The organism is Pseudomonas sp. S32 (genome assembly GCF_016648095.1).
GTDB classification, from domain to species: domain Bacteria; phylum Pseudomonadota; class Gammaproteobacteria; order Pseudomonadales; family Pseudomonadaceae; genus Aquipseudomonas; species Aquipseudomonas parafulva.
This window is the reverse complement of the sequence record NZ_JACVVF010000018.1, coordinates 81,061-100,596: the sequence shown is the minus strand read 5'-3', so window position 1 is coordinate 100,596 and position 19,536 is coordinate 81,061. Positions and strand designations below refer to the sequence as shown.

Sequence of the window (19,536 nt, the reverse complement as noted above, 5' to 3'; positions counted from 1 at the left end):
CCCTCCGCAAGTCCTTCGTTCGGCCTCCTGAAGTCGCGAAGATCAAGATCACAGTCAAGATCAAGATCAAGATCAAGATCAAGATCAAGATCAAGATCAAGATCTACAGCAACAGCAACAGCGAACTTGAATATATCCATGCACTCACTGGAAGAACTCGTATGCTACTGCTTCTAGGCGCGCGATAGTTCAAGCAACACAGATTGCGACTTCAGGGGACCGGATGATGGGAGCGGGCGGCGTTGGTTACTTGGGCCAAGACCCAAGTAACCCGCCGTCAGGGCGGAAAGGTGACTAAGCGCCACCCGCGCAAAAGAATGTTTGCGCGGGATAAGCGCCATCCAATCAGTTTGGAAGCTTGTAAGCGATGATGTAGTCACCCATCTTGGTACCCAGCGACCCATGGCCACCCGCAGTCACCAACACATACTGCTTGCCGTCCTTGCCCGTGTAGGTCATCGGCGTTGCCTGACCACCCGCTGGCAGCCGCGCCTTCCACAGCTCCTTGCCGTTGTTCACGTCATAGGCACGCAGGTACTGGTCCAACGTACCGCTGAGGAAGCCAACGCCACCGGCAGTTACGATGGAACCGCCCATGCTCGGTACGCCAACCGGCAGGCCGATCGGCACAGGAGTGCTGTCACGGGTAGTGCCGTTCTTGTGTTTCCAGACCACCTTGTTGGTGAACAGGTCAATGGCTGCCACATAGCCCCAGGCTGGCGCCTGGCACGGTACACCCAGCGGCGAAAGGAACGGGTGCATGGTCACGGCGTAGGGGGCGCCGGCGTTAGGCTGCACGCCGCTGGTTTCGCTTTCGCGCTTGCTGCCCTCGGCCACGTGCTCGCGTGGAATCATCTTCGACACGAACGCCATGTAGTTAGGCGTGGTGAACAGCAGTTGACGTACCGGGTCGACCGACACGCTGCCCCAGTTGAACACACCCACGTTGCCCGGGTAGACCAGGGTGCCCTGCTCGGACGGCGGCGTGTACTGGCCTTCGTAGCGCAGCTCGCGGAACTGGATGCGGCACAGCATCTGGTCGAACGGCGTGGCGCCCCACATGGCCTGCTCGGTCAGCTCAGGGCCCAGCAGGTTCAGGTCCGAACGGGCCTGTGTGGGCGAGGTGTGGTCGCCCTTCACTGCACCTTGCGGGGTCGGGATCTCACGGATCGGCACAATCGGCGTGCCGTCGCGACGGTCCAGCACGTACAGGCTGCCCTGTTTGGTCGGCACAATGATCGCGGGCTTCACGCCGTCGTCAGTCTTCAGCTGAACCAGGGTGGGCTGGCTGCCGACGTCCATGTCCCACAAGTCGTGGTGGGTGAACTGGTAGTTCCAACGCGCCTTGCCGGTGGCGAGGTCCAGGGCGACTACACCGGCGCTGTACTTCTCGGCACCCGGGGTACGGTCCGCACCCCACTGGTCCGGGGTCTGGTTGCCCAGCGGCAGGTAGATCATGCCCAGGTCTTCGTCGACGCTGGCGATCGACCACATGTTGGCCGAGTTGCGGCTGTAGGTCTTGCCCGGTGCCAGTGGCTTGGTGTCGTCCGGGTTGTTGCTGTCCCAGTTCCAGACCAAGTGGCCGTCGTGTACGTCGTAGGCGCGGATCACGCCCGATGGCTCGTCGACCGACTCGTTGTCGGTAACGTGGCCGCCGATGATGACCAGGTCACGGGTAATGGCTGCCGGCGAGGTGGAGTAGTAACCCCCCGCGGTGAACGGCCCGATGCCTTTGGTCAGGTCGATGGTGCCCTGGTTGGCGAAGCCTTCGCACACCTTGCCGTTGTCGGCGTTGATGGCGATCAGGCGGGCATCGGCGGTGGGCAGGTACAGCCGGCGCGGGCAAGCCTGGGCCACGGCCTGGCCGGCGTCGGTGATCTTCGGCGCGGGGCTGCCGTCACGGCTTACGTAGCGGTTTTCGTCGTAGTACGAAACACCGCGGCACGTCATGTGGGCGAAGCCCTTGAAGGTGCCGACCGGGCTTTTGACCTGCGGGTCGAAGCGCCAGATTTCTGCGCCGGTGTCCGGGTCCAGCGCCAGCAGGCGGCTGTGCGCGGTGCAGGCATAGAGCATGCCGTTGACCTTCAACGGGGTGTTCTGGTTGGTCAGTTCCACCGGGTCGTTGTCGGTGGGCAGGTCACCCGTGCGAATGCGCCAGGCCTCTTCCAGGCGGTAGGCGTTTTGCGCAGTGATCTGGCGCAGCGGGGAGTACCGGTCACCGTGCTCGGTGCGCCCATACGCCTGCCACTCGCCATCAGGCATGGCAGGGGCATCGCTGGCCATTTCACTGCTGTCGCGGCCCAGTTCGCCAAACACTTCACCTGGGTGGGTGAACTGGCTGGCCACGGCGCAGGCGCCCGAGGCGATCACGGCAACGCTCAGCAGCGCTGTGTTGGCTTTGCTGGCCGGGCCGATCAGCGGGCGGCGGGCCCAAGGCAGCAGCAGCACCAGGCCGATGGCGAACCACAGCGCCAGGCGCGGCACCAGTTGCCACCAGTCCAGGCCCACTTCCAGCAGCGCCCATACCGTGCTGCCCAGCAGAACCAGGCCATACAGGCCAAGACCGATACGGCGTTGGGCCAACAGCAGAATGCCCGACAGGGCGAAGCCGACACCGGCAATGAGGTAATACAGCGAACCGCCCACCTGGCTCAGCTTGATGCCGCCGGCCAGCAGCGCCAGCCCCATCAGTAGCAGCAAGACGCCGATCAGGCGGGGTAGCCAGCGGCTTCCACTCTTGGCACCTTCAGTGCTCATCGTATGTTCTCCGTTGAATGAATTAGGGTTAGAACGTGCTCTGGATCTTCAGGCCGCCGACCACCGCATCGTCCACCTGGGACACCCCGCCCGGGTGGCGGATGTACTGCAGGTTGGGGCGTACGGTGAGCCAGTCGGCCAGGTGAATGCCGTAATACAGTTCGGCGCTGTATTCAGTGTCTTGTACCGGGAGGAAACCCGGATTGGCGTAGTCGTCCACGCCTGCGGCCTGGTTGGCCAGGCGGGCATTCTTGCGGTAGGCGGGGTTGACGTGCACGCGGGCCAGGGCGAAGCCGATGTCGTCCTTGGCGCGAGCGTCGAACGGCCCTTTGAATACCAGCCCTGCCTGCACGTAGTTATCGATGGCATTGGTTTTCTTGTCATGCACCGTGGCGTTGGCGAACAGGCTCAGGCCACGGGACTGGTCGCTGGCCAAGGCAGTAACCTGCTGCTGGGCGCCGAGCCAGAACCCGTGTTTGCTTGAGCTGCTGCGGTAGGCGGCCCCACTGAGTGCTGCCGGCCTGCCGTTGTCGTCCTTGTAAACATCCTGTGTATTGGCATTACTGTAGTAGTAGCCAGCGCGATATTCCCCTTTCAAGCCTTGGATACGCGGGCTCCATACCAGTTCGATCGGCATCACGGCGCCTTGGGTGCCGCTGCCGCTGAGCTTGAAACCATTGCCGGATTCGAGGTTGGAAGGGTTTTGTTCGTACACGCCCACCTGGGCGAACAGGGCATCGCCGAGGTTGTAGCGCACACGCAGAGCCCATTGGCTGACCGGCCAGTTGTACCAGATGCCCCCCACCCAGTTACCCACTTGCGAGCCGCAGAACGCCAGGTTCTGGAAGTCGCACGGGAAGCTGTTGAAGTCTTCGCCCTCGCCAAAGCGGCCGAATTTCACATCCAGTGCGCCGTCGAAGTACTTCTGCCGCAGCCACAACTGCGTGAGGCGCCAGGTTTCCCCACGTCCCCAGACTTCCTGGGCCGACGTGAAGCCACCGACGCGGGGGTCGTTGATGCGGTCATTGCTGATGTTGTCACCGTGGCGCTCGGTAACGGTGAGCTGGAATTCGGCGTCTTTCCAGCCCAGCACCTTGTCCAGGTCCAGGTGGCTACCAAAGGTGAACTGGTCGCTGTAGCGCGCGGTGCGGTCGTGGTCATAGCCGCCGTGCAGGTTGCTGCCCATCTCGCCGGTGTAGCCGAAGGTAAAGTCGTAGCCTTTCTCCAGCAGGGCGCTGCGGGTACCGCCCCAGTCGCCGAACATCCAGGGCGAGTCGCTGGCGAACATATCGCCGGCACAGGCTGGGGATACCGATGCAGCCAGGGCAAGGGCGATGAAGCAGGGTTTTGGCAGTTGAAGCATGGGATAGCGCTGTCTTCTGATTATTGAAAATACGGCAAGCGCATCGATGGCGGTGATCCATCAATGGAAATGGCGTCAGGGAGGTTGGGTGAAGCGATTCAGCTTGCGGCGGGGAGGATATAGAGGAAGCGATCAGAAAAAAAGACAAATTGTCGCAGTGCATTGTTGCCTGCTGGGTAATAGTGGCGTGAGCGGGGCTGCAGGGCAGCCCCTTCTACACTGTCAGTACCGTCAGAACGTGGTCCGTAACCCCACCTCCACACTGCGCCCCGGCGCCGGTGCGATGTCGCGCAGGATCGAACTGGCGTAGCGCACCGTCTGGTCGGTGAGGTTCTCGCCACGCACGAAAGCCAGCCACTGGCTGTGGCCGATATCAAAGCGGTAGCCCACGCTGGCGCCCAAGGTGGTGTAGCCATCGGTGCTGGTTTCGTTGGCCGGTTTACGGTGCTGCGAAGCGGCATGTTGCACGTCCACCCGCGCCTGCCAACGGTCCAGTTCCCACACCAGCCCGCTGTTCAGGCGCAGCGGCGCAATGCGCGGCAATGGCTGACCGCTGTCGAGGTTCTTGGCCCGGGTGTAGTCCCCCGACAGTTCCAGGGCAAAGCTGCCATAGCGGTTCTGCGCCAGTTGCCAGCGGTCCTGGGCCTCGATGCCGTAGAAGCGCGCGCGTACGCCCTGGTACTCGTACTCCGGGAAGCCGCCATGGTCATGGTCGTGATCGTGGTCATCCTCGCCGTGATCATGGTCATGCCCCTCGCGCAGGCTGCCTGTGCCAATCAGGCCGATGTAGTTGCGAAAATGGCTGTAGAACACGCCCACGCTGCCCTTGTGCGTGCCGTTGTCGAAGCGCAGCGCCAGGTCGGCTGAAATGGCCTTTTCCTTGTTCAGGCTGGCGTCGCCCACTTCATAGGCGCCGGTGGCAACGTGAGCGCCATTGGCGTACAGCTCGTAGAAGGTCGGTGCCCGTTCGGTGTAGCCGAGGTTGGCCGCCAGCGACCAGATCGGGTCCAGCTGGTACACGGCACCGGAAGACAGGCTGAACGCATTGAAACTGCTGGCGCTGTCGGCGTCGGTGAAGTTCTCGTTCCCCTTGGCATCCGGGTCCACCCGGGTGTGTTCCAGGCGTGCACCCACACTCAGGTCCAGGCGTTCGGTGGCTTGCCATTGCTCCAGCAAGAACACCGCCAGGCTGTCGGTGTTGGTGTGCGGGACGAAGGCTTCCTCACCCAGTGCCGAAAATTCGTTGCGGCTAACCTGCGCCCCGACCACACCTTCTACCGGGCCCAACGGCTGATGACGGGCTTCGATACGGGCTTCGTAGCCCTTGTTCTTGAACGTGGTGTGCACTTCACCTTCTTCGATTTCGCGGTGCTGGTAGTCGGTGTAGCCGGCATCGACCTTGACCGAGCTGAACGGGCCTTCCAGGTCGCGCACTTCTGAGGCGAAAGCGTAGTGATCCTGCTGCATGTCCAGGCGCACGCCGGGTTCGGCAACCGACCCGTAGTTGCTGTCATAGCGGCTGTAGGACAGCCCGGCGTAACCGTGGTCCCAGTGGTAGGCACCGCCGAGTGCGCCGCCGTCCTGGCGGCCGTCGCTGTTTTCCAGGCGGTGCTTGCTGCCGGGGTCGTCGGCATCGCGCACCTTGGCGCTGCGGGCGTAACCCGGAATGCGCAGGTCGTTGAACTGGCGGCTGTTGGCATCGATGTGCAGGGCGAAAGCACCGTTACCGGCCTCCAGCTTGCCGGCGCTGCTGCGGGTGGTGTCGGCACCGCCATAGCGCAACTCACCCGCCCCCTGGATACCGTCGATGGGGCTGTCCGGGATCCGGTTGTCGAAGGTGTTCACCACGCCGCCGATGGCGTTGCCGCCATACAGCAGTGCAGCAGGGCCGCGGACGATTTCGATGCGATCGACCGTGACCGGGTCCAGCGGCACGGCATGGTCGTAGGACAGGGAAGAGGCGTCCAGAGCACCCACGCCGTTGCGCAGAATACGGATGCGGTCGCCATCCAGGCCACGGATGACCGGGCGGCTGGCACCTGGCCCGAACCAGGTCGAAGCAACCCCCGGTTGCTTGTTGAGGGTTTCCCCCAGACTGCCATGCTGCTGTTGCAGCAGGTCGTCGCCTTCGAGCACGGTGCTGGGCGCCGCGAGCTGGCGCTTGCCCAACGGGTTGGCAGTAATGACCTGGGGGGCGAGTTCCACAGCCTGGCTAGGTGACGCGGCTAACCAGAGCGCGACGGCGAGAGGGGAGAGGCGGAGCGGTGAGTACAACATGGGAAAAGAGCGTTCCTTGGCAGAAAGATTGTATTGTTACTATATAACATACGTATTTCAGCACAGAGATTTTGCTACTGGCCAGTCTTTTTCTGCCTCTACTGGCGGCACACCCCACCCTGGGGTGGTGTAAGGTGCGCATCTTTGCACCGGAGCACTGGCATGAGCACGGCCCAACACAACGCGCTGCACGGCAAGACCCTTGAACAGATCCTCACCGAGCTGGTGGCCCACTACCAATGGCAAGGCCTGGCCGAGCGCATCGACGTGCGCTGCTTCAAGAGCAACCCCACGATCAAGTCCAGCCTGACCTTTTTGCGCAAAACCCCCTGGGCTCGGGAAAAGGTCGAGCAGTTGTACGTGAAACTGCAGCGGCAAGCTTGAGGTGCCTCGCCGTGCCTGGTTGACCGGCATCGCGCTGCTCGGGTGGTTCGGCCTGGCCGTGCAGGTGTACCTGGTGTTGTGGGGGCGCTGGCAGGCGCAGGCCAGCCTGATCGGCGGGCTGATCAACGTGTTCGGGTATTTCACGGTGCTCACCAACCTGCTGGTGGCCACGGTGCTCAGCTATGCGGCATTTGGCCGTGAGGGGGCAGGCAAGCGGTTTTTCCTGTCACCGGTGGTGGCATCGGCAGTGGCGGTCAGCATCCTGCTGGTGGCCCTGGCCTACAGCATGTTGCTGCGCCACCTCTGGCAGCCAGAAGGCTGGCAGTGGCTGGCGGATGAGCTGCTGCACGACGTGATGCCCGCGCTGTACACCCTGTACTGGTGGTTCGAGGTGCCCAAAGGCACCTTGCGCGTGAGGCATCTGGCCGCCTGGGCGGTGTACCCGGCCGTGTACTTTGCCTACGCGCTGTGGCGGGGGGGGGAGATCGGGGCTTACGCCTACCCCTTCATCGATGTAGCCAGCCTTGGCTACGGCCAGGTGCTGGTCAACGCTCTTGGCGTGTTGGCGGGGTTCTGGGCGATTGGCCTGGTGCTGCTGGCGCTGGACCGGTGGCGCCAGTGAAGCGCTCGGGCGCGTCAGGCATCGTCCGCAGTGCCGTCGGCGCGCCAGTAGGCAGCCGCTTTGAGCGCATCGTCGGGCACGCCTTTTTCCAGTAATGCCGCCTTTACCTGACGGGTGAGGGCCTTTTCCAGCGCGACCCACGCATATACACGGCCCTCGGGCAGCGGCATGTGTTGCACCCGTGCAAGCACGTCGTCCTGCCCGCGAATCAGCCACTGCACGTCTACCTGGGCTGGGCTGGGCAATGGCTGCTGCTCATGGATGTCTTCTACCTGGACGACGGCGACCACGCGACGCCCTGCAGGCAGGCCTTCGAGGCGACGGCCGATGGCAGGCAGGGCGGTTTCGTCGCCAATCAGCAGGTAGCTGTCGAACATATCCGGCACCACCAGCGAGGCACGCGGCCCCGCGATATCCAGGTGCTGCCCTGGTGTCGCCTGGGCTGCCCAGGTGGAGGCCGGGCCATCGCCGTGCAGCACGAAGTCGATGTCCAGCTCGTTGGCCTCCAGGTCGATGCGCCGGGGGGTGTATTCGCGCATGGTTGGCCGGGCGCCGCCATCACGGGCCATTTCGCGGGCTTCCAGCGCCTGCTGCTGTTCGGGTGTTTCGGCAAACAGCAGCTTGATGTGGTCGTCGCTGCCCAGGCTGGTGAACCCCTGCAGTTCTTCACCGCCCAGGGTGATGCGGCGCATCCGCGGGGTGAGGTCGGTCACCCGCAGGACCTGCAGGCGGCGTTGGCGGATTTCGTGGTTGACGCGGTGGATGGAATCATTCATCTGAGGTCTCCCTGGCAAAGTCGGTGGGCCCGCTGGCGATGGCCTTGGCGGTGTGGTTGAGCAGGTCGCGGACACGTTCGATTTCATCGGGCGTCCAACGGCCATGGTGCATGTGCAGGGCATGGCGCAGGTTGCTGACCGCCTCGTGGATTTCGGGCGGTCGGTCATGCCCGCGCAGGGCGCGCTTGCTTACCTCAATGCGCATGCGCACCCCTTCCAGGGCCACGGCCTGCTCGACGAGTGCGTTGCGCCCGGCATCGGTGATCACATACAGGCGTTTACTGCCCTGGGTCTGGCCACTGATCAGCTCGGCTTCCTCGAGGAAGTTCAGGGTGGGGTAGATCACCCCGGGGCTGGGCGTGTAGCTGGCGTCGAACAGCTTTTCGATCTGGCGGATCAGGTCGTAGCCGTGGCCAGGCTGGTCAGCCAGTAGCGCCAGTAACAGTAGCCTCAGGTCGCCGGGTGCGAACACCCGAGGGCCGCGTTCGCCACGGGCGGGTCGTCGGTCGAAAGGATCATGGGCAGGTTCGCGCATGGTCGGGGCTCCCTGTGAGATATATCTTAAGATAGTACTCAAGATAGATCACAGGCAAACCCTGAATGCTGATGATTATCATCTATTGAATCGATGATTTAGCGTTGGTGGGTAGGTTGGCTGCCAGTTCAGGCGGCTTGCACTCATTGGGGTTACCCGGCTGTAGATAGGGCATGAGGATGGGCGCCATGCCCTTCAATACCTGAACCGGTAGCGCCGAGGTGAACTTGAAGGCCTCTGCCGATCGCCCCGGTACGAACGCCGTCAGGGTGCCGAAGTGGTTGTCGCCGAGGAAGAATACGAACGTGGCAGTGCGGTTCAGCGAGCGGGAGCCGATCAGGCGGCCGCCGGCACCAAAGCTTTCGATGCGGTTGTCGCCGGTGCCGGTCTTGCCACCCATCACGAGTGGCGTACCGTCCTGCAGCTTGAAGCTGCCCGAGATGCGCCGTGCAGTCCCTGCATCCACTACCTGCGACATGGCACCCTTGAGTGCCCGCGCCACTTCCACGGGCAAAATCCGAACCCCACGGTCTGGGTCGCTCAGCAGCTTGGTTTCATAGGGCGTGTTGGCGGCAAAATGCAGCGTATCGATGCGCAGCGTCGGCAGGCGCACGCCGTCGTTCTGGATGATGCCGACCAGTTCGGACAGCGCCGCAGGCCGGTCACCCGAGCTGCCAATGGCCGTAGCCAGGGACGGTACCAGGTGGTCGAACGGGTAACCCACGCGCTTCCAGCGCTGGTGAATGTCGGTGAAGGCTTCGATTTCGACCATGGTTCTGATGCGGCTGTCGCGGGCGCCCTGGTGGCGGCTCTTGAACAGCCAGCCGTACACTTCCTGGCGCTCGAACCGGCTGGCGTTCAGCATCTCGCTCAAGGTCGAACCCGGGTTCTTCAGCAGGTAGCCCAGCAGCCACAAGTCCAGGGGGTGCACCTTGGCGATATAGCCCTGGTCAGGCAGGTCGTACTTGCCAGGCCCGTAGCTGTCGTACATCTCGGCCAGCCGGCCGTCGGTAAGTTTGCCGAGGGCTGCCTTGTCGCCCTTCAGGTGGGCCCGTACAAATGCATTGAAGGTTTGCTGGCCGGCTTCGGGGAACAGGTAGCGGTGTACGGCCGCCAGCCGCTGTGGCGTCACGCGCATGCTGTCGAGGAAGGTGTCCAGGCGTTGCTGGGAGGTTTTGCGCTGGTACTTCTTCCAGAAGCGCATCAGGTAGTTGCTGCCTTCCTTGTCGGCAAAGCGGGCCAGGTATTCCTGGCGGCGCGGGTCGGCATCGTCCTTGAGCAACGGCACCCGGTTGAAGGGTTGCTGGTAGGTCACATAGCGCACCACGTCGCGCATCAGGCGGATGAACGGCAAGTTGATCGATTCGCGCAGGGCGTCCTTGAGCGTAGGGATCCGGCCGTTGTCTTCCTTGCGGAAGTTGTTGAACACATGCATGCCGCCACCGGTAAAGAAAGCTTCACCGGTACTGGCGGAGTACTTGCGCTCCAGCGCGGCATCGAGCATGGCATCCAGGCTCTGGTTTTTGCTGTTCTGTGCCAGCCAGCCCAGCGACCACCGGCTGATGCTGTCCAGCTCGGCAACGTCTACCTTGTTAAGCGCTGCCACCGGCTTGCCGGCGTACTTGTCATGCAGCTCGGCGATGATCTCCAGATAGGTGGTGAGCACCCGCAACTTGGCGGTGGAACCCAACTCCAGCTTGCTGCCCTCATTGATGTCGAAGGGCTGGTTGGTGCTGTCGGTCTGCACCCGCACCCGCGAGCCGTCGGCGGTGCGTTCGAACAGAGTGAAGCTGTAGCTGACCTGGTCGGTGGTCTTTGCGGTGAGCAATCGTTCGCCGATCAGGCCGATCTGCCCGGCGAAGACGGGGTCGGCGAGGTTTTTCAGGTATTGGCTGACCTGGATCTGCAAATCGGCCTGCAAGGTGCTGGTGGCCGACAGGTCCAGGCGGTCAAGGTCGTAGAGCGGGCGGTTGAGCATGGCTGCCAGGCGGTTACGGGCCAGGCTGATGCCCTTGTTGGTGACGATCGGCACGATGGTGGGTTGCGCGACCCAGTCCCGGTAAACCGCCTTGCTGGCCAGTGCCGCGTCGGCAAGCGGTTGCTCGATGACGTGGTTGGCTGCCAGTACGCGCACATGGGCATCGGTCAGGTCAGCCAGCTCATTGCGGCCTTTGGACAGGTAGTGGGACGGGCGCCGCTGGGCGATCATCAGCGACAGCACCTGGCGCAGGGCCAGGCCACGGGCGGCCAGGCTTTGCGGGTCGGTGGTGGTGGCCGTGAGGGCCTGGTTCACCTGATCGAAATCGGCGCCGTACCACACCCGCAGGCCCTCGGCCATGCCATGCACCTCACCGTGGCCGGGCACTGCGGACAGGGGCACGCTGTTGAGGTAGTCGCGCACGATACGCTGGCGCGCCTCGGTAGTGTCTGGCCCACCTTGGTAGGCGCGTACGCTGGCCGAGATCATCTGGCGGATTTTTTCCGCGCCGGACACCGTCAGCCCGTCAGGCGAATGGCGGTACTTTTCCAGCTGGGTGGCCAGGGTACTGCCGCCGGCCGACTGGCCAGGCAGGGCGAGGTAACGGGCAATCTGGCTGTAGGCCGCCTTGGCGAACCGTGGCCAGTCCACCGCCGGGTTGTTGCGTGGGTCCTGGGTGTCGAGCAGGTCGCGGTTTTCGATAAACAGCAGGCTGTTGACCATTACCGGTGGAATCGCCGCGAAATCCGGGTACAGGTGTTGGGGGTACTTGTACTCGTAGAGGGTATCGCCCCGGCAGTCGGTGATGGACAACCCGGCCTGGACCTTCTCGATGTACGGGGCGAACAAGCCGTGGTCAACGTAGTTGACCAGTGCCGGCGAGAACCTCACCTGTTCGCTGATCAGGTAGTCACGCTTGAGCAACCGCGGCAGGAACTCGCCCAGGGCGCTGTAGCCCAGGCGCTTGTCGAATGGCCCTTCACCTGGGTAAACGATGGCATCGCTGGGGCCCGGCTGCAGCGAGTAGGTGAGGGTGCTGGCCAGTTTGGAAAACTCGCGTGACTGCCATTCGGAGGTACGGAATTCCACATAGGCGGCGTAGCCGACGGCACCCGCCGCTACCAGCAGGATCAGGATGATCAACCGCCACCACAGCCGGCGCTGACGGGGGGATTTGGGGTGTGGCGTCTCGGCAGGAGGTTGTTCGGGTGCTTCCGTTGTGCTTGGATCCGTTTGCCACAGTGCGCCCATAATCTTCTATCCGGCCAGGTATTTACGTCTTGCTTGACTCAAGCTTAGACGTTGAGCGGGTCATGTGAAAAAAATGTCGATTCGACCTGTACAGCACCGCACCGCACAGGTCAGGGCATTCAGGCCGCCGCTTCGCTGTGAGGTTCGAAACTGTCGGCCCGGGCCAGCTGCCACATGCGCGAATAGAATTCGCCGTCGACGTCGCCAGTCAGCAACTGGCCTGGCTTAAGGAAGACATGCATCTGCGAGAACAGTTTGATTTCAGTGGCCGAGATGCGCCGTACCAAGTGCTTGGCCTCCAACTGAGCCGGGTGCTCCAGGCCTGCTGCGGCCAGCATCTCGGCCAGGGCGCGCAGGGTATTGCTGTGGAAGTTGAACACGCGTTGCGCCTTGTCGGGCACCACCAGTGCACGCTGGCGCAGGGCGTCCTGGGTGGCGACGCCGGTGGGGCACTTGTTGGTGTGGCAGCTCTGCGACTGAATGCAGCCGATGGCAAACATGAAGCCGCGTGCGGCATTGGCCCAGTCGGCGCCGATGGCCAGTACGCTGGCGATGTCGAATGCGCTGACGATCTTGCCGCTGGCGCCAAGCTTGATCTTGTCCCGCAGGTTCAGGCCTACCAATGTGTTGTGCACGAACAGCAACCCTTCGCGCAGCGGCACACCGATGTGATCGGTGAACTCCACGGGCGCTGCACCCGTGCCACCTTCCTTGCCGTCCACCACGATGAAGTCGGGGAGAATGCCGGTTTCCAGCATGGCTTTGGCGATGCCCATGAATTCCCACGGGTGCCCCAGGCACAGCTTGAACCCCACCGGCTTGCCGCCTGACAGCTCGCGCAGTTGGGCAACGAACTGCATCATTTCGATGGGCGTGGAAAACGCACTGTGGCGCGACGGCGAGATGCAGTCCTCACCCAGGGGTACCCCACGGGTTTCGGCGATTTCCTGAGTTACCTTGTGCTTGGGCAAGATACCGCCGTGGCCGGGTTTGGCACCTTGGCTCATCTTGATTTCGATCATGCGCACCTGCGGGCTGCTGGCCTGGGTGGCAAACCGTTGCGGGTCGAAGCGCCCGTCCGGGGTGCGGCAACCGAAGTAGCCACTGCCCAGTTCCCATACCAGGTCGCCACCGTGTTCGCGGTGGTAGGGGCTGATGCTGCCTTCGCCGGTGTCGTGGTGGAAGTTGCCCAGTTTGGCGCCCTGGTTCAGGGCGCGGATGGCATTGGCGCTGAGCGAGCCGAAGCTCATGGCCGAAATGTTGAAAATGGACGCTGAATAGGGCTGGGTGCACTGGGGGCCGCCGATGTCGATGCGAAAGCTCGCCGGGTCAGCCAGGGGGGCGGGGCGCATGGAATGGCCGATGAACTCGAAGCCCGATGCGTACACGTCCATCAGCGTGCCGAACGGTTTGTCCGACGCTTCGTTCTTCGCACGCGAATACACCAGCGACCGCTGTGCGCGGGAAAACGGCAGGGCGTCGCTGTCGGCTTCCAGCAGGTACTGGCGGATCTCCGGGCGTATGCCTTCCACCAGGTAACGGATGTTGCCCAGGATCGGATAGTTGCGGCGCACCGCATGACGCTTCTGCAGCAGGTCGAACAGCCCGATCAGGCTGAGCACCGCCGTGGTGAGGGTGAAGGGCCACAACCATTCGTGGTGCATGAATGGCAGGCTGGCCAGGGTGAACAGTACGCAGGCGGCAAACACGGCATAGCGGCTGAGAAGTGACAGGCTCATACAGGGTCCTTGTGATGGCGCGGTCAGGCTCAGGGCCTGGGTTCAGCACCGACCATAGCCAACTTGCCCGCCGCTGCAAAGGGCATGTCGCGCAGCAGCAACTGCCGCCAACCTTCCTGCTGCGCTGCCGGCGCGTCGACCAGGCAGGTGTAGCGCTTGCCCACACGCACCGCCACGGGCACACCGTCGCGGTACAAAAGCCGGTTGCCGCCCACGGCAGGCACCTTGGCGCCGGGCAGCAGCGACCCGATCAGGTTCAGCGGATCACTGGCGCTCACCACCTGCAACGTGCCCTGGGCCTTGCGCCGCCGTACCTGGCGCAGCACTGCCACTGCCTCGGGCAGGGCAAACTGTTCGCCCGCCAGCCCGGCGATAAAACGCCCGCCACGGATCTCGCCACGTGCCTCCAGGCGGTGATAGCAACGCAGCAACTCACGCCAGGGCGGCAGCACATCGCTTTCGCGCTCCAGCAGCCGCCAGCAGATCACCCCATAGCGTTGCAGCAGGGCGCGCGCGATGCTCTCCAGGCGTTGCTGCTGATCGGGCAGGGCATCGCTTCGGCGCAGCAGTGCCCAGCGCCCGGCATAGGCCATGCTGGTAGAAACTGGCACGTGGCCGAAACGGGGGCGTCGAGTGCTGCGCCTGGCGGTGGGGGTGATAAGGCTGCGCAGGCCGGTGAAGCTGTCAGCGCCCACCAGGCCGGCCCCTACCAGTTCCTGCAGCGCTGCTTCCAGCTCGCTGGGCAGGAGGCGCGCCTCTTGGCTGAGTTCATCGAAAAACAGTGCGCCGTGGGCTTTCAGTGCACCATGCACCTTCTGCGCCCGTAGCCCCAGGTCATCGACGGCGACGGTGGGCGCAAGACTGCGCCAGGTGTTCACCTGCTCGCGCGGAAGCAATACCAACGGCGTGCTGGCAAGGGTGCTGCCCGACACCGTCGCGGCCAACCGGCTCCAGGCAAACTGGCCGCTGCGGCAGGCATCGTCGAGCCAGTGCGGGGTGTAATCCTGGATGCGGGCGGGCAGCACATCGGCTTCCCAGGCTGCGGCGGCACTGGGGAACCCCTGCAGTTGAGCCAGTACCTGGGTGACTGCCAGCGGGCCGCGCAGGCGCTGTTCCGGTGCCAGGTGCTGCCAGTCGAACAGAAAGCGCATGAAGTCCTGCAGGCTGACCGGTTCTATTTCCCGCCGCAGGCGCTTGACCGTGTAGCGGTGGATACGGGCCAGCAGGTGGCGTTCGCACCACTGCATGTCATCGGCACCTGGGCTGAAATGCCCACGCAGCACATAGCCTTCGTTCTCCAGGCGGGCCAACGCCTGCTCCATGTCGCCCGCCGGCTTGCCCAGCGGCGCAGCCAGTTGCGCTGCGGTGCTCGGGCCGTGGCCGCTCAAGCGGGCGCGCAGCAGTTCGCTGAGTGCCTGCTCCGGTGCTACCGGTTCATCGAAACCCGGCAGCATATCGGGTGCAGGGGTGGGTTGGCAGCCTGGGTAGACCGCTCGCAACAGGGCCAGCCGCTCGCGGGCCAACCACAGTGATTGGCCTTCCAGATACAGGACGCGCCCGGCTTTGGCCAGTTGTGCCAGCAGTGTGCGCCAGCGGGGCTCAGCCTGGGCTTCATCGCGGTGAATGGCACCCAGGCTCATTAGCGCCTCGTGCATTTCATCGGCATTGCCTGGCTGCGGCCAGGCCTCGGCGGCGACGGCGGCGATGGCATCGGCGTCCAGCGCGCCCAGGTCGTGCGCGCTGGTCACATCGCTCCAGCGCCGGTTGAGTACGGCCTGGGTGCGTCGCTCCTCCAGTGGGGCGTCATCCAGAAACGCGTAGGGCCGGGCATTGAGGATGGCCGCTGCCAACGGTGACGGGGCGGGCAAGTCGCAGCTCAACAGGCGCACGGCGCCTTGCTCCATGCGCTGCAACAGCGCCAGCCAGCCGTCACTGTCCATGGCTTCGTGCAGGCAGTCATCCAGGGTTTGCTCGACCAGTGGGTGGTCAGGCACCTGCCGCTCACCGGCCAGGTTTTCCAGGCAGGCGAGTTGGTCGGGGAACACGGCCGCGATCAAGTCCTCGCTTTTCATGCGCTGGACCTGCGGCGCCACCTTGCGCCCCCCCGCAAAGCGCGGGAGTGCCATGGCCACCCCGGCATTCCAGCGCCAGCGCACGCCGAACAGCGGGGCATCAAGCACGGCTTGTACCAGCAGTTGCTCTGCACTGCGGCTGTTGAGGTAGTGCCATACATCGGCCAACTCGAAACTGTGGCCGGCAGACAACGACAGCACAATGGCGTCCTCGCTGGCGGCAGCCTGCAGTTCGAAGTTGAAGGTGCGGCAGAACCGCTTGCGCAGCGCCAGCCCCCAGGCCCGGTTGATGCGGCTACCGTAGGGCGAGTGGATGATCAGTTGGGTGCCGCCAGACTCGTCGAAGAAGCGCTCCATGATCAGCGTGTCGCGCGATGGCAACGCCCCAAGCACATCCCAGGTGCGGCCCAGATAGTCCAGTAACTGCTGCGCACAGGCCTCAGCCAGTTCGAAGCTGTGTTGCAGCCACGCCTGTACAACGAGCGTATCGCCTTCAGCACGCTGCAATTGCTCGTCGATCTGCCCTTGCAGCCTGGCCACCGCTGCGGACAGTTCGTTGCTGCGCCCCGGCGCTTCGCCCAGCCAGAAAGGGATGGTCGGTGGCAAGCCATGGGCATCCTCCACCCTCACGCGCCCGGCCTCGACCCGGAGGATGCGATACGACGCATTGCCCAGCTGGAAGATATCGCCGGCGATGCTCTCGACCGCAAAGTCTTCGTTGACGCTGCCGATGTTCAGCGCCTGGGGTTCGAGCAGCACCGCATAGTCAGCGTTATCGGGGATGGTGCCGCCGCTGGTCAGTGCAGTCAGCTGGCTGCCGCGCCGCCCCCGCAGCATGCCGCTGACCGCGTCACGGTGCAGGTAGGCACTGCGTACCCCCTGGCGGCCGTTGTAGCCCTCGGCCAGCATGCGCAACAGCGCTTGATAGTGGTCAGGGTCAAGGGTGGCGAACGGCATCGCCTGGCGCAGGCAGTCGAACAGGGCCTGCTCATGCCACGCCTGGTTGCTGACTTCGGCAACGATCTGCTGGGCCACCACGTCCAGCGGCGCACGGGGCACATGCAGCTCGTCCAGTTCGCCCCGGCGCACGCAGTCGAGCAGGGCTACGCATTCAATCAGGTCGTCGCGCGAAGTGGCGAACAGGCGGCCCTTGGGTACGCCGTCCACCTGGTGGCCCGCACGGCCAACCCGCTGCAGAAACGCGGCGATCGAGCCCGGTGAGGCGATCTGGCAGACCAGGTCGATGTCGCCGATGTCGATGCCCAGTTCCAGCGAGGCAGTGGCGACCAGCACTTGCAGTTGGCCGGCCTTGAGGCGCTGTTCGGCGTCCAGGCGCAACTCCTTGGACAAGCTGCCATGGTGGGCGGCCACTGCATCCTTGCCCAGCCGGTCGCTGAGGTGGCGGGTGATGCGCTCTGCCAGCCGGCGGGTGTTGACGAACACCAGCGTGGTGCGGTGCTCGCGGGCCAGCGCAGCCAGGCGATCATAGACCAGGCCCCAGGCATCGTTAGCCAGCACGGCACCCAACGGTACCGGCGGGATCTCGATGGCCAGGTCGCGCTGGCGCGCATGGCCCACATCGACAATGGCGCAAGTCCGCTGGCTGCCCACCAGAAATTGCGCCACCCGTTCAACCGGGCGCTGGGTGGCGGACAGGCCGATGCGGCGCAAGGGGCGGTTGCACAGGGCCTGCAGGCGTTCCAGGGTAAGCGCCAGGTGGCACCCGCGCTTGTTGCCGGCCAGCGCGTGGATTTCGTCGACAATCACCGTGTGCACGCTACGCAGCCCCTCGCGGCCCGATGCCGACCCCATCAGCACGTACAGTGATTCGGGGGTGGTCACCAGAATGTGCGGTGCCTGCCGGCGCATGGCCGCGCGCGCTTTCTGCGGGGTATCGCCGGTGCGTACCGCCGTGGTGATGTGCGGCGGTTGCAGGCCTTGATCTTCCAGCGCCTGGCGGATGCCTTCCAGGGGCATCTGCAGGTTCAGGCGAATATCGTTGGACAGCGCCTTGAGGGGCGACACGTACACCACCTGGGTACGGGCAGGCAGTTGGCCCTGGTGTTCCAGCCCCTCGCGAAACAGCCCGTCGAGCACCGCCAGAAACGCACTCAAGGTCTTGCCCGAGCCGGTGGGGGCTGCGAGCAGGGTCGACTCCCCGGCTTGGATCAGCGGCCAGGCCTGGGCCTGGGCGCCAGTGACCGTGGCGAACTGGCGACGGAACCAGGTGGCGACAGCCGGGTGGAACAGCTCGAGCGCGGGGTGTTGATGGGCGGGCAGGTTCATAGCGTGGTTATGGCGGGTCGACGGTCGCTTGGCAAGTAGCCGTTCGTCTGCCCAGCCGGCCTTGTATGGCTCGGTCACCCATGGGATGCTCCCCCGCCATTTCCACGGAGCCTACTCGCATGCCCAACGTGATCCGCATCGCCGCCGCCCTGCTCATCGACCCCCAGGGCCGTACCTTGCTGGTGCGCAAACGGGGCACGGAGGCATTCATGCAACCCGGTGGCAAGATCGATGCCGGTGAGACGCCGGTGCAGGCGCTGGTGCGTGAACTGTTCGAGGAACTGGGCCTGCGCATCGACCCTTCCCAGGCCCTGCACCTGGGCAGGTTCAGCGCACCGGCGGCCAACGAGCCGGGTTTCGAGGTGCAGGCGGAGCTGTTTCGGGTCGATAGCGCCGCACCGGTAGCGCCGGCCGCCGAAATCGAAGAAGTGGTCTGGCTGGGCGCCGATCAGGCCCCGGCCATGGCGTTGGCGCCGCTGACCCGGGACCTGATCCTGCCGCTGTACCGTCAGGCGGTCAGCGCACCGCGCTGACCCCGTCCAGGGTGGCGAACGAGGTGTCCTTGGCCGTCAGCAAAAAGTCGCGCATGTAGGGCGCATCGAGCATATCGGTGCGCACTGCGGCGTACAGCGTGGCGAACAGGCCTTTTTCGCCCAGCCGCTTGCCCTTTACGTAGCCCCGCGAGCTGTACTCGTGCAGCGCCCAGTGCGGCATACCGCAGACACCGCGGCCGCTAGCCACCAACTGCATCATCATCACCGTCAGCTCTGAGGTGCGCACGGCGGCCGGCTCGATGTCTGCCGGTTCCAGGAACCGGGTAAAGATATCCAGGCGGTCACGCTCGACCGGGTAGGTGATCAAGGTCTGGTCGGTGAGGTCGTGTGGCACGATGTAGGGCTTGCTGGCCAGCGGGTGCTGGTTGGCAACCGCCAGCATGGCTTCGTAGGTGAACAGGGGCACGTAGGTGATACCGGCCAGGTCCAGTGGGTCGGAGGTGACGACCAGGTCCAGGTCGCCCCGTGCCAAAGCCGGCAGGGGCGCGAAGGCAAAACCCGACGCCAGGTCCAGCTCCACCTCGGGCCAGGCATCGCGAAACTGGTCGATGGTAGGCATCAGCCACTGGAAGCAGCTATGGCATTCGATGGCCATGTGCAGGCGCCCGGCCGTGCCGCCTGCCAGGCGTGCGATGTCTCGTTCCGCACCGCGCAGCAGTGGCAGGGTGGCATCGGCCAGTTGCAGCAGGCGCAGCCCGGCGCTGGTGAAGCGGATGGGCTTGGTCTTGCGCACGAACAGTGCCATCCCCAGGCGCTCTTCAAGCTCCTTGAACTGGTGCGACAACGCCGACTGCGTCAGGTGTAGCCGTTCGGCGGCCTCCACCAGGCTGTCGGACTCGCGCAGGGCATGAAGGGTTTTCAGGTGGCGGATCTCCAGCACACATAACTCCGGTGTATGGATTAAAAGGGGCGGGCAATGGAGTTGAGTTTCCCTCATGTTGC

Annotated in this window: 12 protein-coding genes; 3 read left to right on the top strand and 9 right to left on the bottom strand. The window is 64.3% G+C overall.

What is annotated here, in order from left to right; translation table 11 throughout:
• Positions 1-345: 345 nt before the first annotated feature.
• The 3 genes from IAE38_RS12510 to IAE38_RS12500 all read right to left on the bottom strand — a co-directional run bounded on the left by IAE38_RS12510 (position 346) and on the right by IAE38_RS12500 (position 6,397).
• Positions 346-2,757 (bottom strand): glucose/quinate/shikimate family membrane-bound PQQ-dependent dehydrogenase, encoded by a 2,412-nt coding sequence (locus tag IAE38_RS12510; RefSeq protein WP_201217793.1) that lies wholly within the window; start codon positions 2,755-2,757, stop codon positions 346-348.
• A 28-nt stretch (positions 2,758-2,785) separates the two neighbouring features.
• Positions 2,786-4,120, bottom strand: coding sequence for a carbohydrate porin (locus tag IAE38_RS12505; protein ID WP_201217791.1), 1,335 nt, complete (start codon positions 4,118-4,120; stop codon positions 2,786-2,788).
• Positions 4,121-4,351: 231 nt separating this feature from the next.
• On the bottom strand, positions 4,352-6,397 hold the full coding sequence (locus tag IAE38_RS12500) for a TonB-dependent receptor (protein WP_201217789.1): 2,046 nt from the start codon (positions 6,395-6,397) through the stop codon (positions 4,352-4,354).
• Between the two features lie 162 nt (positions 6,398-6,559).
• On the opposite strand from IAE38_RS12500, the gene IAE38_RS12495 reads away from it, so the two are divergent.
• Together IAE38_RS12495 and IAE38_RS12490 are read left to right on the top strand one after the other, a co-directional pair.
• Positions 6,560-6,781: a VF530 family DNA-binding protein gene (locus IAE38_RS12495; RefSeq protein ID WP_003252112.1), complete on the top strand. Its 222-nt coding sequence runs from the start codon at positions 6,560-6,562 to the stop codon at positions 6,779-6,781.
• 1 nt (position 6,782) lies between these two features.
• Complete coding sequence (locus IAE38_RS12490; protein ID WP_201164917.1) at positions 6,783-7,403, top strand: Pr6Pr family membrane protein; 621 nt, start codon at positions 6,783-6,785, stop codon at positions 7,401-7,403.
• Between the two features lie 14 nt (positions 7,404-7,417).
• Here the strand turns inward: IAE38_RS12490 and IAE38_RS12485 are convergent, their stop codons facing one another.
• The 5 genes from IAE38_RS12485 to IAE38_RS12465 all read right to left on the bottom strand — a co-directional run bounded on the left by IAE38_RS12485 (position 7,418) and on the right by IAE38_RS12465 (position 18,040).
• Positions 7,418-8,179 carry a siderophore-interacting protein gene (locus IAE38_RS12485; RefSeq protein WP_201217788.1) on the bottom strand — a complete coding sequence of 254 codons (762 nt, stop codon included), beginning with the start codon at positions 8,177-8,179 and terminating at the stop codon, positions 7,418-7,420.
• A complete protein-coding gene (locus tag IAE38_RS12480; RefSeq protein WP_201217786.1) occupies positions 8,172-8,714 on the bottom strand; it encodes a PadR family transcriptional regulator in 543 nt (180 codons plus the stop codon). Before IAE38_RS12480 ends, IAE38_RS12485 begins: the two co-directional genes overlap by 8 nt.
• Before the next feature lie 82 nt (positions 8,715-8,796).
• Entirely contained in the window at positions 8,797-11,943 is a 3,147-nt protein-coding gene (locus tag IAE38_RS12475; RefSeq protein ID WP_201217784.1) for a transglycosylase domain-containing protein, read from the bottom strand.
• Between the two features lie 119 nt (positions 11,944-12,062).
• Complete coding sequence (locus IAE38_RS12470; RefSeq protein ID WP_201217782.1) at positions 12,063-13,682, bottom strand: FMN-binding glutamate synthase family protein; 1,620 nt, start codon at positions 13,680-13,682, stop codon at positions 12,063-12,065.
• Between the two features lie 29 nt (positions 13,683-13,711).
• On the bottom strand, positions 13,712-18,040 hold the full coding sequence (locus IAE38_RS12465) for a DEAD/DEAH box helicase (RefSeq protein WP_201217796.1): 4,329 nt from the start codon (positions 18,038-18,040) through the stop codon (positions 13,712-13,714).
• Positions 18,041-18,159: 119 nt separating this feature from the next.
• Here IAE38_RS12465 and IAE38_RS12460 point away from each other — a divergent pair, with 119 nt between their 5' ends.
• Positions 18,160-18,573 carry an NUDIX hydrolase gene (locus tag IAE38_RS12460; RefSeq protein ID WP_201217781.1) on the top strand — a complete coding sequence of 138 codons (414 nt, stop codon included), beginning with the start codon at positions 18,160-18,162 and terminating at the stop codon, positions 18,571-18,573.
• Here the strand turns inward: IAE38_RS12460 and metR are convergent.
• Complete coding sequence (gene metR / locus IAE38_RS12455; protein ID WP_028633264.1) at positions 18,557-19,474, bottom strand: transcriptional regulator MetR; 918 nt, start codon at positions 19,472-19,474, stop codon at positions 18,557-18,559. The two genes, IAE38_RS12460 and metR, sit on opposite strands and share 17 nt — an antisense overlap.
• Between the last annotated feature and the right edge of the window lie 62 nt (positions 19,475-19,536).

Bases quoted from the DNA above. Each gene is read 5' to 3' on its own strand.
- IAE38_RS12500 (WP_201217789.1), bottom strand. From the start codon at position 6,397: ATGTTGTACTCACCGCTCCGCCTCTCCCCTCTCGCCGTCGCGCTCTGG.
- IAE38_RS12510 (WP_201217793.1), bottom strand. From the start codon at position 2,757: ATGAGCACTGAAGGTGCCAAGAGTGGAAGCCGCTGGCTACCCCGCCTG.
- IAE38_RS12460 (WP_201217781.1), top strand. From the start codon at position 18,160: ATGCCCAACGTGATCCGCATCGCCGCCGCCCTGCTCATCGACCCCCAG.
- IAE38_RS12475 (WP_201217784.1), bottom strand. From the start codon at position 11,943: ATGGGCGCACTGTGGCAAACGGATCCAAGCACAACGGAAGCACCCGAA.
- IAE38_RS12480 (WP_201217786.1), bottom strand. From the start codon at position 8,714: ATGCGCGAACCTGCCCATGATCCTTTCGACCGACGACCCGCCCGTGGC.
- IAE38_RS12495 (WP_003252112.1), top strand. From the start codon at position 6,560: ATGAGCACGGCCCAACACAACGCGCTGCACGGCAAGACCCTTGAACAG.
- IAE38_RS12505 (WP_201217791.1), bottom strand. From the start codon at position 4,120: ATGCTTCAACTGCCAAAACCCTGCTTCATCGCCCTTGCCCTGGCTGCA.
- IAE38_RS12465 (WP_201217796.1), bottom strand. From the start codon at position 18,040: ATGAACCTGCCCGCCCATCAACACCCCGCGCTCGAGCTGTTCCACCCG.
- IAE38_RS12470 (WP_201217782.1), bottom strand. From the start codon at position 13,682: ATGAGCCTGTCACTTCTCAGCCGCTATGCCGTGTTTGCCGCCTGCGTA.
- IAE38_RS12485 (WP_201217788.1), bottom strand. From the start codon at position 8,179: ATGAATGATTCCATCCACCGCGTCAACCACGAAATCCGCCAACGCCGC.